The organism is Vibrio scophthalmi LMG 19158 (genome assembly GCF_000222585.1).
Classification (GTDB): Bacteria; Pseudomonadota; Gammaproteobacteria; order Enterobacterales; family Vibrionaceae; genus Vibrio; species Vibrio scophthalmi.
Map to the genome: position 1 here is coordinate 1 of NZ_AFWE01000130.1, position 14,308 is coordinate 14,308.

Genomic DNA, 14,308 nt, shown 5'->3' on the forward strand with positions numbered 1-14,308 from the left:
TTTTTAAAGCGTGAATTAAGGAATAAACATGATGGATAGCAAGTTTTCTAGTGAATTTATCGAGTATCTTCATTGCCATATTGATGATTTTCTCAATGATTTATCTGGTCTGATTGCGATTCCGTCTGTTCGTGATTTAGCGACCAAAGGTGAGCTTGCTCCTTTTGGTCAGCCGATTCGCCAAGCATTTGATTACTTGATTGAATTTGCGGAAAAACAAGGGTTAGAAGTGCGCGATCACCAAGGCTATGCGCTGGATATCAGCGTCGGCCAAGGTGAGCAAGAAATTGCCTTGCTGCATCATGTGGATGTGGTGCCAGCAGGCGATGATTGCCAATGGCGTACACCGCCATATCAGATGACGTGCGAAGGCAATATGCTTTATGGCCGAGGCGTCACCGATAATAAAGGGCCATTAATGGCCAGCCTATACATCCTCAAGTTGTTTAAACAGCTCGAGTTGCCACTGAATAAAAAGATCCGCGTGATCATCGGTGGCGCAGAAGAGACAACTTGGGAATGTGTTGAGCATTATTTTAAACACAATCCGCAGCCAGATTATGGTTTTTCTCCAGACGGCGACTTCCCAATCGTCAATGGTGAAAAAGGCATACTGTATGCAACACTAGAGCGGGAATTTCCAACTTCTAGTGATAACGGTTCTTGCCAGATTAAAAGCTTAGTGAGTGAACGTGATCGAACATCCACGTGTCACCACTTAGTGGCTGAGCTTGCTGGAGCTGATGCGGTAAAGGTGGCTGAGCAATTTGCTGCTTTTGCTAATGTGATTTATGACCAATCACATTGTCGCGTTGAGTTATCAACGCCGTGGGAGAAATCCCGCAATCCGCATAAAGTCGACAACTGTATGGACAAGTTTGTTGAAGTTATGCGCCACGTCGAGGGTTTAGACGCCAATTCGGCTCACTTGATCACTTTGTTAAACTCCCAATTTACAAAGAGTCATGATGGTTCGAAATTAGGTTTAAGCCACCAAGATGATGAAATGGGCACAACCACCAGTTGTGTCTCAGCGATTAACTTGGATTCGCGTGGCTACAATTTGGATTTTGATTTTCGGTTTCCTAAAGGCCTGACAATCGAACAAGTTCGTACCCAACTGCTCGCTTTATCCCAACAAGCTGGCGTGAACTTTATCGAGCATCAGTACTTACCTCTATCTTACCTCTCACCCGAAAGTGCCCTTATCCAGACGATGGGGAAAGCTTATTCCGACGTTACAGGAATGGACGCACAGTGCTTTAGCAAAGGCGCAGCTTCGTATGCGCGCGCGTTGGAGTATGGAGTGGCATTCGGACCAACTTTCCCTGGAGAAGCGACTTTTGTTCATGAGCCAAATGAACAGCTCAATCTAGAGTCGCTAATAAAAGCAATAACGATATACGTGAAAGTTCTCATATCACTTCAGGAGTAAATTATGAGAGATAAGGTTCAAGCACTTGCTGGCGGTATGATGGTTTCGATCATCGTTCTAGTAATCGCAGGTATTTTTATCGGGATAGGCGCGGGCGTTGTCAACCAGATGGCATCGCACGACTCTGTGATTTTCGCATTCTTCAAACTGATGTTGGATCTTGGTTTGATGGTAATGCGTAACCTACCACCATTCTTCGCCATTGGTTTGGCATTTGCACTGGCGAAATCTGAAAAAGGTTGGGCTGCATTTACTGGTTTCACCATGTTTATGTGTTTCAACGTAGCGATCGGTTCGATTGCCGCTTACCACGGTTGGACTGCAGAAACGACCAGCGTTCCTGCGCTAATGGAAGCGGGCTACGATAAAGTTGCGGCGCAAAACTTCAATTCACTTTGGGGTGATTCACTCGGTATCTTCGCTTACAACATGGGTATCTTCAGCGGTATCTTAGTGGGTTGTATCACCGCGTGGATCCACAACCGTTACTACAAATTTGAGATGCCAGCACTGTTAAGTTTCTTCTCTGGCCCTCGCGCTGTTGTGATCTTTGCTTACTTTGCCATCATGCCTATCGCCTTGTTTGTCTACTACGCATGGCCACCAATTGCAGGCGGTCTACAATCAATCACAACGCTAATCACCAGCTCTGGCATTTTTGGTTCATTCCTATTCGGTGTGTTTGATAAAGGTCTACTACCATTCGGCCTACACCACCTGATTGCATTCCCAATCGAGTACACTCGTGTTGGTGGCGTAATGGAAATTGACGGTGTGGTTTACGAAGGTGTTCGTAACATCATGAACGGTCAAATGAGCTCGCCAGACGCAACAGGCTACATCACGCATAACTTTACTAGCGGTCGTATTCCAATTCAGATCGGTGGTCTAACGGGTGCGGCATACGCGATGTATGTCACGGCGAAAACACAAAACCGTAAGAAAGTGGCAGCAATCATGGTACCGGCAGTCTTTACTGCGGCGGTTATCGGTATTACTGAACCACTAGAGTACACGTTCCTATTTATTCAACCATTCTTGTTCTTTGCTGTGCACGTACCACTAAACGGTCTTGCATATGTCATTACAGAAATGTTCGGTGTTTCTATCCACGGTAACCAGTTACTGTTTATGGTGCCAAACCTGCTGCAACCTGAAAAAGTTCACGCATGGGCACTACTATGGATTGTTCCACTGTACTTCGTGATTTACTTCTACACGTTCAAGTTCTTCATCTTGAAGTTCGATGCGAAAACGCCGGGTCGTGAAGATGACGACGCTGCAGACATCGCACTGTACTCAAAAGATGATTTCAAGAAGAAGCAGAAACAAGATACTGCGGGTCTACCAGTGGCGATTATCGATGCACTGGGCGGCGCAGATAACATTGAAAACATCTCTAACTGTGCAACACGTCTACGTGTGTCACTGCATGATGAATCTCTTGCTGCAAGCGATGAGGTTTGGAAGAAAGAGCTCAATGCAATCGGTGTGGTTCGTATGCCAAAAGGTATCCAAGTTATCTACGGCGCGAACGTGATCACCATCGCTTCAGGTCTTAAAGATGCATTAGGTATTGATTCATAGGTATCGATTCTTAGCTGATCAAGAACTAAGCATCCAGCAACACCCTACAAAAACCATAACTAAAACAAAAGCAACCCGCCTGTGACGTTAAGTCACAGGACGGGATCTCTGTACCCTAAATATGGAAAATTGAATCATGAAAACCATTACAAAGTGTTCATTATCATTGCTTGCAGTCTGTGTTTCTGGTGTTCTACATGCGGCAGACACAACCCCAACATGGCCTGAGCGTAGCCCAATTGTTTTCTGGGGCGACCGTGCCAATGAAGACTGGTCATACGTAGATAATATTGCCGAAGATGACAAAAGCTTCTCTGAGAAATTAAAGCGTTTAGATATCTCAGAAGATGGTGATTGGAAGGTTTCTTTCTCGGGTAACGTGAAAGCCTCTTTCGATAACCGTTGGAACCATATGTACGATCCTGAAGTGCGCAAACATAATGAATTCCGTTCACGTTTGCAGTTTGCTACCGATGTGACCTACCAAGATTGGATGCGCCTATATGGTGAGATCCGAACCAACTACACCAACTTAGATAGCCCAGGTCCAGTTGATGATGCCGGTACGGACTTCCATCAACTGTTTGCTGAATTCAAGCTGCTCGACGATGGTGAGCAATTCTTGAGTACGCGCCTTGGCCGCCAAGAGATCTACCTGAACGAATGGCAAATGATGAACCGTGAACCGACGCCAGTACAAAACAGTTGGAATGCAATTTCAGCCAAGTACAAAGTCGCAGGCATCAATTTTGATGCGTACTACGGTGAAGAAATCTTCCCTGTTCGTGGTGACAAAGATTGGAGTGGTAACTGGGACGATAAAACCAACGGTAAAAAATCGACCGGTTTATTTGCCAACTGGCGTACGAGCTTCGGCGCCATGCAAGCTTACGTGATGAGCAATGAGCTCACTAACTCAAGCTTTGTTAATGCGCCTCATGGTGACGTAGACATCCAAGTGTTGGGCTTACATGCGCACGATTTCGTTAGCGAAGGCTTTGGGTACATGGTTGATGGTATCTACCAGTTTGGTGATCAAGCCGGTAAAGATATCTCAGCATACATGGCTTACGCTGACCTAAACTACAACTGGAAAACGGATTGGAACTACCGTGTGGGTATTAACCTGCATTACGCGTCAGGTTCTGATAAGAACAGCGATAAAGTAAACACCTTTAACCCATTGTGGACTGGAGACCCGCTCGGTTTCGCCCACGATGGTGCTTATGGTAACGCGATGCAATTTGGTGGCTACTCTGTGATTGAGTACATGCCCAAACAGAGCATTATTACTGGCTTCATGTCGACTTGGCGTGCCAACACCGAAGATGCAATCTACACCTTGAACCAAGATGTATTGTATGGCGCAGACTCGGATGAGAAATACGCTTACACCCAGTTCTACTTGCAATTCCACAACTATCTAACGCCGAACTTGAAGAGCGAAGTAAATACCTACTACGCACTGGCAAGTGACTACACTGATGACGTAGTCAGCCCAGATAGTAAAGACATTGCTCGTATTGAACTGGCATTGATTTACAACTTCTAGTTTTAGTCCTAGAAAATGTTGTAACAAACACTGGCTGTCTCTCCTAATGTCAGTGTTTATCCCCCCAAAATAGCGAGTGAAGACGTGTAATGATAGGCAGGTCTTTGTCTCGCTAAACTAGGGTTTTCAATTTAGTCCGTCCTATTACTTGGTTTTTTCCAAGTTCAAATCTGTCGTTTAAAACCCGTGTGTTCAAAAGCCGTGGTTTAAGACGTTTGCCCAGTGATTTCACTGGGCTTTTTTTTATCTTTGATGTTATTGGTATTAAATCGAACAAAAAAGAGAGCCAATAAGCTCTCTAACGATGCATTTGGTTTAGGGCATTTAGCCCATAAACCACGAGATAAAAATCAGCGCGCCAAAGAGAAACGTTGCCACGAGAGCTGGCTGGCCGCCAGCAGCAGTGTAGGTATGATCAAGCTTGGCGTGTTCGAAGTGAGGTTTACGTACCTGCTTAACCATTGCTAACGGCCCCCAGATCGCTAAGAACACCAATACCATGCCAGCATAATCCAACATACTGACAAATTGGTTCGAGAAAAGAGTCGCTAACACTAATGGCAGAATAAAAGTGAGACCGTATGCTTCTGTATTGCCTTTGGTGATGGCATCTTTGTTTTGGTCATACAATGCCATCGATACACCAAGATAAGAGGTAATCAGAGCGAGGGCAGAGAAGAGAGCGATTACCCCTTTCAACATGCCCGCTTCTGCACCAAAAGCGGCGATCAACTGTGAGATGTTATCAAACTGGCTGACTGCTTCTACACCGAGGTTACCAATGATGGCAAACAGCCAAATGAGGTAGCACAGCAGTGGGATCACCGAACCGAGCAAAATCATATTGCGGATCTGTTTGTCGCTCGCTTCATGGTTATAAATCACCAATGATGGGATCACCACCATTGAGGCAAAACTGGTAAAGATAACCGCGCTGTATTTCACCACATCCCGAGTACTAAAGGTGCTTTCTTGGCTCAAATTACTAAGGTGGATATTGCTCAACAGTGAACCAATCACCAAGAGTAGCATCGCGACCATTAAGATAAATAGTCCACGATTAAGCTTATCGACATGGGATTTACCGGCGACAACGACGAAACCGGTCAGCAAGCTAAAGAGGGTATAACCGACAGCGGGTGGAACATCCATGCCTAAATCGAGCAAGAAGTTATGCACTAAATCACCAATACCAATCAGGTAGGCGATCATCATGCAGACCAGTAAAAGGTAGAACAGCGCATTAATAAAGTGCTTGCCTTTGTGGCCTAAGGTTAAGTACGCAATGCTGCTCATCCCAGTGTTGTCTTTGGTTTTAGTGCATGTCTCGGCGAGAAGCAGGGCAGAGTAGGTTGTACCGAGGAAAATAACCAGCATTAGGAGAGCACTGACGTAAAAGCCAAATTGTGCCAATACCATCGGGATGGCCAGCATCCCCGCTCCTAATGCGGTTCCTGATAAAATCAACGAACTGCCAAACAACTTCATATTCAAAACTAAACACCTTACCTAAAATCTATTATGAGACGTGTAACAAGAGACGAGCGAGCCTAGCAAAGAAAGCGCTTTAGCCCTTCAAGGATTTAGTTTTATTTATAAAGTTTTCTAAAAATGGCAGTGGGAAGATCAAAAAAGGCCAGCCAAGGTCGGCTAGCCTAGTGTTTGATTTGAATGAACAATCAGTGCGCAGCAGCAATCTGCGCAGTGGTTATGACGTTAGCCCATAAACCATGAAACAAAAATCAACGCACCAAAGATGAAGGTGGCAGCAAGCGCAGGTTGACCACCGCCAGCGGTGTAGGTTTGATCTAATTTTGCGTGGGCAAAGTCAGGTTGGCGTACTTTGACTACCATGGCTAACGGCCCCCAAATTGCGAGGAAGACGAGTACCATACCCGCATAGTCAAGCATGCTAACAAACTGGTTAGAGAACAGCGTAGCCAGTACTAGAGGGAAAACAAACGTTAAACCATAAGCGGCAGGCGTGTTGCTGGTGATGGCATCTTTGTTTTGGTCATACAGCGCCATGGATACGCCTAAGTATGAGGTGATCAGAGCTAAAGCGGAGAAGATCGCCACCACGCCTTTAAGCAGTTTCGCTTCACCACCGAAGGCAGCAATCAGCTGAGAAATATTTTCAAACTGACTGACCGCTTCCACTCCCAAGTTACCAATGACGGCAAATAGCCAAATTAGGTAGCACACCAGTGGGATAACTGAGCCTAGTAAGACCATGTTGCGGATTTGCTTTTCCGATGCATCGTGGTTGTAGCTGACCAATGACGGGATCACTACCATCGAAGCGAAGCTGGTGAAGATCACCGCACTGTATTGCACCACATCGCTGGTGGTGAAATTGCTCTCTTGGCTGAGGTATTCCCATTGAATGTTATTCATCAAAGAGAAAATCACCACAAATAGCATCACAATCATCAGGATAAATAGGCCACGGTTTAGCTTGTCGATGTACGACTTACCAGCAACCACCACCAAGCCCATCACTAAGCTAAATAGGGTGTAACCAACGACTGGTGATACGTTGAAACCAATTTCAAGCAGCATGCTGTGCAGCAAGTCACCAATACCGATGATGTAAGCGATCAGTAAGCAAGCTAGTAAGAGGTAGAACAAAATGTTGATGAAGTGCTTACCGTTACGACCCAGTGTGAAATAAGCAATGCTGCTCATGCCTGTGCTTTCTTGGGTTTTGGTGCATGCTTCAGCCAACAGTAGGGCTGAGTATGTGGTGCCTAGGAAAATGACGATCATCAAAGCTGCGCTGACAAAAAAGCCAAATTGCGCCAATACCATTGGGATTGCCAACATTCCTGCGCCTAATGCAGTTCCTGATAAGATTAAGGAGCTGCCAAACAGTTTCATATTCAAAAGAAAAGACCCCTACTGAAAATAATTTCAGAACAACGTGTAAAATTTATTTGCCAAGACTAACAAATAAATCAGTAAAAACCGCATAGAAATTTTCTATCTTGTGGAATAAATATTCTAAACAAGCTTGAACCCCCCGAAATATCGAGCTTTTGATGGTTTATTGAGCAAGCAAATGGCGCTCTGACCAGTTGAAATAAATCCGTGTAGTTGTTTTTTTCACCAAAAATAGCTTGGCAAGAATGAAAAAGTCACAGGGTAAATTTCTTAGTACGTTTGTTGTGATTTGAATTTTTTATCGTCACGGATAAGGAGTTTGTTGGGTGAGTAAGCAAATTCATTCCATAGAGCACAAAAGTAGCCCTCATTTCGTTTTATGGTTTGATTGCTATGCATCGATTTAATTACTGAATCTTTTCTGCGTTTTACCGCGGTCTAATCAATACGAGATTACTTAATAGGTAACACGTATTCACAATTGCTTAAATCATCGCTAAAACCTATTGAATTAATAAGTACAAGCGTTTTTTAAAAAATGACTTTCAGGATTAATCTTCATAGCAGAAACAAGGCCAACGCCAATAACAACATCCCTAATTCATCTCTGGAAGGAAGATACGATGAGTAAGAAATTAACCACTGCTGCTGGTTGTCCGGTTGCCCACAACCAAAATGTAATGACCGCAGGTCCGCGTGGTCCACAATTGCTACAAGATGTTTGGTTTTTGGAAAAACTGGCTCACTTTGATCGTGAAGTGATCCCTGAGCGTCGTATGCACGCCAAAGGTTCTGGCGCTTACGGCACCTTTACAGTTACTCACGATATTAGCCAATACAGCCGCGCGAAAATCTTTTCTGAAATCGGTAAAAAGACGGAAATGTTTGCCCGTTTCACCACCGTTGCGGGTGAGCGCGGTGCGGCGGATGCGGAGCGTGATATCCGCGGTTTCGCACTAAAATTCTATACCGAAGAAGGTAACTGGGATTTGGTTGGAAACAACACGCCGGTTTTCTTCTTACGTGATCCATTGAAATTCCCTGATCTAAACCACGCAGTGAAACGTGACCCGCGCACCAACATGCGCAGCGCGACCAACAACTGGGATTTTTGGACATCATTGCCAGAAGCTTTCCACCAAGTGACCATCGTGATGAGTGATCGCGGTATCCCTGCGTCTTACCGTCACATGCATGGTTTTGGTAGCCACACCTTTAGCTTTATTAATGCCAATAATGAGCGTTACTGGGTTAAATTCCATTTCAAAACTCAGCAAGGCATTAAAAACATTACTGATCAAGAAGCCGAGAGCATCTGTGGTAAAGATCGTGAAAGCCACCACCGTGACTTGTATGAAGCGATTGAAGGCCAAGATTTCCCTAAATGGAAAATGTACGTACAGATCATGCCAGAGCTAGAAGCGGACGAAGTGAGCTTCAACCCATTTGATTTGACTCGTGTATGGTCACAAAAAGATTATCCATTGATCCCGGTGGGTGAGTTTGAGCTAAACCGTAACCCTGAAAACTTCTACGCAGAAGTTGAACAGTCAGCGTTTAACCCAGCGGCTGTGGTTCCGGGGATTGGCTTCTCGCCAGATAAAATGCTGCAAGGCCGCTTGTTTGCTTACGGTGATGCTCAGCGCTACCGTTTAGGGGTTAACCACCACCAAATCCCAGTGAATGCGCCTCGTTGCCCAGTACACAGCTACCACCGTGATGGTGCAATGCGTGTTGATAGTAACTTTGGTTCAACTATCGGCTACGAGCCAAATTCACAGCAGGAGTGGGCAGAACAGCCTGATTTCTCTGAGCCGCCGCTGCGTATTAATGGCCAAGGTGCTAACTACGATCACCGTGTCGATGAAGATTACTTTAGCCAAGCGGGTGACCTGTTCCGTTTAATGAATGCCGAGCAGCAACAAGTGTTGTTTGATAACACCGCTCGTGCAATGGATGGTGTGCCTGAGTTCATCAAGCAGCGCCACATTGACCACGCTTACCAAGCCGATCAGGCTTACGGTGAGGGCTTGAAAAAAGCACTTGGTATGTAAAGGGTAATAAACCCTATCAGTAATTATTAAAAAAGGCGCTTTGAGCGCCTTTTTCTTTTTAAGTTTGTCGTTAGGGAATGACTTATAGAACTCTTAACGCATCCACGTCGACTTTAGTGCCTGACATGTTCTTATCAATCTCGCCGATTAGCTGCACTTTTGTTTCAGGGGTTGCGGTTTGGTTTAACCACTTGTCGTGGTCGATTTCAACCGTGATTTCGCCCGTTTTATCAGTAAAGATATACATCTCACCGCCGAGTGAGGCTTTGATATTACCCGTTAGCGTAACCGGCATATCATCGCTGAACATACCCGCATCTAGCACCTGTTGAACGGTTGAAATACCTTGAGTTGGACCATTAAAGCCTGATGCTTTTTGTGGGCCGTTAAAACCTTGAGCGAAAACTGAAGTTGAAGCAGCAAGAGCAAGTGTTGTTATTAGTAATTTGGTTTTCATTATTGTTTTTCCACTGTGTTGAGACTGACGCTAATGTAACGCCGGCTAGCTGAATGGAAGATGAATAATTTTGTTATCTTTGGTTATTTTTCACTAAGTTGGAATTAATCGAACTGAGCCAATCGACATAGCTCATTTTTGGCCTTCGTTGGCTGCTTTTGTTTCTTTTTACCCGATTGCAATAGGGAATCTCGTTATTGTTATTTCTGAAAATAGGGGAGAGTTTCACACTTTGAAAATGTGAGACAAAAAGCGTGTGGTTATTCTCACAGACAGCAAAACCAAGCGCTAATACACTTATTTTTATCCGTGAAATAAAAGAGATGAAATAATGAAAAAAACCATTCTAGCAATGCTCGTTTCTAGTGTTGCATTTGGCTCTTATGCTGCGCAGTGGAATGTACCAGATTTAGCGATTGGTGGTGGTGAATTACCGCAATCAGTAGAGCATCAGTCATTGGTTAAAGGTGTCGATTACTACCAGATCCAACGTGGCACGTCGCAAGGAGAAGCCTACCTGCTCTCTAGTGGCATTTTGAACGAGCAGACCATTAAAGACTACTCAGCAAAATTGGATGATCTCAAACTACCCTACCATCTAGAAACCGCGCCAGAAGCGGCGCCAAATGGTCAGAAGATGGGCAAAATCCTTCGCTTAAAAGGATTTGAGTCGTCAGGTGACGCGGAAACGCAAGCCAAAGTACTGAAAGAGCATGGGTTGAACTTCTCACCAAGATTCTCAGCGCAAGATGGTTACGACACCAAAGGGCCGTTTGATATTAGCCTGTTGCGCGTCGATCTAAACCAATATCAAGGCAAAGTGGCGAGTATTCTTGCTAACGATAAAATCACCACAGCAGAAACCGTATCAAGCATGGCGGAGCGTAATCAAGCACTGGCAGCGATCAATGGCGGTTTCTTTGCCTTTAACGATCAAGTGGGTGATTTTGGTGCACCTGCAGGCTTGTATGTTAAAGATGGTCAATTGCTGCGCGAAGCGGCAAATCAGCGACCGGTTCTGATCATTGATAACTCAGGCAAACATTCTAAAGTGTCGATTGGTAACTCAGTGACCACTGAAGTATTGCTTAATATCAACGGAAATACGGTTCGTATCGATGGTATTAACCGCAAGCCGGGCGTGATCCTCAACTGTGGTGGGCTTGATGATACGCCTTCCACTGAAGCGATACATGACTTCGTCTGTACTGACGACAGCGAAATCATCGTTTACAACTCAGCCTATGCTGCGCAAACCCCGCAAGGGGAAGGCAAGGAGATCGTGATTGATGCCAACGGTAAGGTGGTAGAGGTGTTAGCAAAGCGCGGCAGTGCGATTAACTCAGGCTTTAACTACGTGCAATTGACTGGCGATTCCAAACTGAATGTCAAACTTGGTGATAACCTCACGCTTGCAAGCAAAGTGGTGGTTGATGGTGAAGAGGTTGAGTTACGTAAAGGCGTGTCCATGCTTAATGCAGGCCCAAGTCTTGTCACCAATTTCGCCATCGATATTGCCTCTCGCAACACGCAAGGTTTTAACCCTTACCCATCAACGGGCGATCACGCAGGTTCTCAAGATGATGACGGTTTAGGCGTGAGCGGTGCGATGGAAAACCGTGAAGGGTTTTACAACGGTTGGGTATTGCGCCGTCATCCGCGTACGGCATTAGGCGTAACAGATAATAACGTGTTATACGCCGCGGTTGTTTACGGCCGTGCGCCAACGGTAACAGAAGGCGCAAGCATTACTGATGTGGCGGCGGTGATGGAAGCCCTTGGCACGAAGAATGCCATCAACCTTGATGGTGGCGGCTCCTCGATGATGGTAATCGACGGCAAGCGCACAGGATCTTCTTCTGATGCCAGTGAAAGGGAAGTTTCTGACGCGATTATCTTTACGCGCTAAGCGTGTTTAAAGCATCAAACACTAGCGCCTTCGGGCGCTTTTTTGGTTTTGGCTGATAGATTAATTTAACCTCTAATATAAGGACACACACCCTAACTACAAAGGACAGACGCTATATAAAGAAATCATGATGCCGAGGTATCGAGCAGTATCAAGGTCATCGATACTCTTTAAATTACTGCTCATTTAGCGTTTATCTGGTGGAAAAATACGGTATTGGTTAAATGGAGTTGGGTTGGCGCGAACGGAGGTAAACGAAGATGGTCATTCGTTGGCTGTGGTCGTTTTATGAAGAGAGTAAATCGGCGATATTCAACCATCTAAGCGAAATAGATGTAGTCGCTTTTTGTTTAAGTGACTTCTGGCTGGCTCGACAGTGCAGAGACAACCGACGGCTGTACTGCGATGGCGCTCTAGTTCAGTACAGGCTTTGAGCCAATTGCGCTGGTTTAGGTTGAGTCGTTGCAGTATCGGCGGCACATTGGCCTCTAAACAAGCTTTACCCTCTCGAAATAGGTGCGCACTCCTATCCACCAGTTCAAGATAATCCATTAACCGAAAGGGAATGCCATCGAGTTTTTCATTGGTTGGATTACCGATAAACGGGTGCAGGCAAGGAGCGGTTTCTTGTTGATGGTTTAATGCTTTCAATCTGGCTTGTATCGAAGTGAATTCTGAGGTTTCTGGCGTTTTGGCAATGCCCGCTCTCAATGGGTTTAAATCGACATAAGCCATCGCCGCAGCGAGTGCTTGTTCATCCAGCAAAGCCTGACTTTTAAAGCGGCTTTCCCAAAAATGCCCCTTACAATCTTCTTCTCTATTGGCTTGGCAAGCAATATCAAAATTGAGCTCTTTCATAAACCAGCTAAGGCTCCATAAGCGAGCGCGCCAAGCGTCAATGATTAACAGGCTAGCTTCTGTTTCCGCATCACTGGTTAGTTGGCCTGATAACCAACGTGACACAAGGCTTGGGAGTTTGTGCTCTTGCTGCCAGCGCTCGACTACTTCATGGTCAGAAAGAGCTGCAGCCTTGTCTCGATTGATATGTACGACCAGATGATAGTGGTTGCTCATAATCGCATAAGCACAAATATCGATGCAGTAGACTTGCGAGAGTGCATATATTTTGTTTTTGATCCACTCGCGGCGATGCTCAAAATTTTGCTTTGTTAACGGGTCAATACCACACAATAAACTGCGCCTAACGCAGCGAGAAACGCAGTGATAATAAGGTGTTGCATCGACGGATATCTGTTGTCTTCTGGCTGTGGTCATTGTTGGTCTCGAGTGGTGTGTAACCTCTCAAGAATAAAAGGCTGAAAGAGAGCAGCAAGACTCAATGCTCGAACTTACCACGAGGTTATCACCAAACCATACTTTGGTTACTTTAGAGTGTGTGTCCTCATAGGACAGACGTTATTAAAATAATGATGGTGAGGTTGCTTTAGAATGCCTGTCCCGTTAAGCCCGTTAATTTAGTTGAAGATGAGATTGATATTGCAATTCGAGCAACTTATCTCAAAGATTCAGGTTTGAAAGCCAAGTGGTTGATGGACAATGAACTAGTCTATTTTGCGTCAACCCGTTATTTAGCCAACCATCCGCAAATTACTGAAGCAAAGGATTTGGAACAGCATAGATGCCTTACCTATACCTTGTCTAAACCATCAAATCTGTGGCGATTTAATGATGGAAAAGAAGAGATTAAAATAAAAGTACACGAGCGAATCAGAAGTGATAATCCAGAGATGTTAGTGAAGATGGCAAAGCTTGGCCAAGGTGTGGCAGCAATGCCTAGGTGGATGGTAGAAGAAGAACTGAAATCAAATGAGCTAAAAATAGTACTACACCAGTATCAATCTTTTAAGTTACCCATGTACCTGATTTATAAAGATGTAGAATACCAGCCACAGAGTATTCGCTCGTTTATAGACTTCCTTTCTGATTACTTCTGCCAACAATAAACGATCAGGGTCTGATCTTTATTTTTGTTAGTTATAGATACGCTTTGGTTACTTTAGGGTGTGTGTCCCTTTTAGTCTCCTTTTAGTCCTTGCGATTATCTTTACGCGCTAAGCGTGTTTAAAGCATCAATAATAATTAAGCGCCTTCGGGCGCTTTTTTTGATTGATAAGTTTACTAAACCTCGTCATTCCCTTGAGAAAAGGAATATTGCTTTTGTTGTTTTTGGAATGCTTGGATTTGTCACAGCAATATTTTCTTATATGGGGAAGGCAAGGTTTTACCCAATTAGTACACTAATCGTACTCTATACTGGATGGTTATGAGAAAAGTGTGAATAGCGCTTGAAATTAATGGCCTACTTTCAGTTTTTTTGTGCGAAATATTATTATTTGAATATAGAATAATATTTCGCGCCATTATCTGGTTACCTCGTAGGTATTTTTTATATTAACGTTTTTTTGGCTTT

9 protein-coding genes and 1 pseudogene are annotated in these 14,308 nt (G+C 44.6%); 6 read left to right on the top strand and 4 right to left on the bottom strand.

Annotation, left to right across the window (positions count from 1 at the left end; translation table 11 throughout):
- Positions 1–28 precede the first annotated feature (28 nt).
- The 3 genes from RH88_RS10410 to RH88_RS10420 all read left to right on the top strand — a co-directional run bounded on the left by RH88_RS10410 (position 29) and on the right by RH88_RS10420 (position 4,574).
- Positions 29–1,435 carry a Sapep family Mn(2+)-dependent dipeptidase gene (locus RH88_RS10410; RefSeq protein ID WP_174269643.1) on the top strand — a complete coding sequence of 469 codons (1,407 nt, stop codon included), beginning with the start codon at positions 29–31 and terminating at the stop codon, positions 1,433–1,435.
- A 3-nt stretch (positions 1,436–1,438) separates the two neighbouring features.
- A complete protein-coding gene (locus tag RH88_RS10415) occupies positions 1,439–3,022 on the top strand; it encodes a PTS transporter subunit EIIC (protein ID WP_005595654.1) in 1,584 nt (527 codons plus the stop codon).
- Between the two features lie 136 nt (positions 3,023–3,158).
- On the top strand, positions 3,159–4,574 hold the full coding sequence (locus RH88_RS10420) for an alginate export family protein (protein WP_005595656.1): 1,416 nt from the start codon (positions 3,159–3,161) through the stop codon (positions 4,572–4,574).
- Positions 4,575–4,898: 324 nt separating this feature from the next.
- Here RH88_RS10420 and RH88_RS10425 read toward each other — a convergent pair whose 3' ends face one another.
- A complete protein-coding gene (locus tag RH88_RS10425; RefSeq protein ID WP_005595657.1) occupies positions 4,899–6,062 on the bottom strand; it encodes an amino acid permease in 1,164 nt (387 codons plus the stop codon).
- A 228-nt stretch (positions 6,063–6,290) separates the two neighbouring features.
- Complete coding sequence (locus tag RH88_RS10430) at positions 6,291–7,454, bottom strand: amino acid permease (protein WP_005595659.1); 1,164 nt, start codon at positions 7,452–7,454, stop codon at positions 6,291–6,293.
- A gap of 626 nt (positions 7,455–8,080) precedes the next feature.
- Between RH88_RS10430 and katE2 the strand changes: the two genes are divergently transcribed.
- On the top strand, positions 8,081–9,511 hold the full coding sequence (gene katE2, locus RH88_RS10435) for a catalase KatE2 (RefSeq protein ID WP_005595662.1): 1,431 nt from the start codon (positions 8,081–8,083) through the stop codon (positions 9,509–9,511).
- Between the two features lie 82 nt (positions 9,512–9,593).
- On the opposite strand, the gene RH88_RS10440 is transcribed toward katE2, so the two are convergent.
- Positions 9,594–9,968: a NirD/YgiW/YdeI family stress tolerance protein gene (locus tag RH88_RS10440; RefSeq protein WP_005595664.1), complete on the bottom strand. Its 375-nt coding sequence runs from the start codon at positions 9,966–9,968 to the stop codon at positions 9,594–9,596.
- Between the two features lie 331 nt (positions 9,969–10,299).
- On the opposite strand from RH88_RS10440, the gene RH88_RS10445 reads away from it, so the two are divergent.
- Positions 10,300–11,877: a phosphodiester glycosidase family protein gene (locus RH88_RS10445; RefSeq protein ID WP_005595666.1), complete on the top strand. Its 1,578-nt coding sequence runs from the start codon at positions 10,300–10,302 to the stop codon at positions 11,875–11,877.
- 312 nt (positions 11,878–12,189) lie between these two features.
- Here the strand turns inward: RH88_RS10445 and RH88_RS10450 are convergent, their stop codons facing one another.
- Positions 12,190–13,068 carry a hypothetical protein gene (locus RH88_RS10450; RefSeq protein WP_005595667.1) on the bottom strand — a complete coding sequence of 293 codons (879 nt, stop codon included), beginning with the start codon at positions 13,066–13,068 and terminating at the stop codon, positions 12,190–12,192.
- 272 nt (positions 13,069–13,340) lie between these two features.
- Between RH88_RS10450 and RH88_RS10455 the strand changes: the two are divergent.
- Positions 13,341–13,841 (top strand): annotated as a pseudogene (locus tag RH88_RS10455) (substrate binding domain-containing protein); the annotation flags it as partial.
- Positions 13,842–14,308 lie beyond the last annotated feature (467 nt).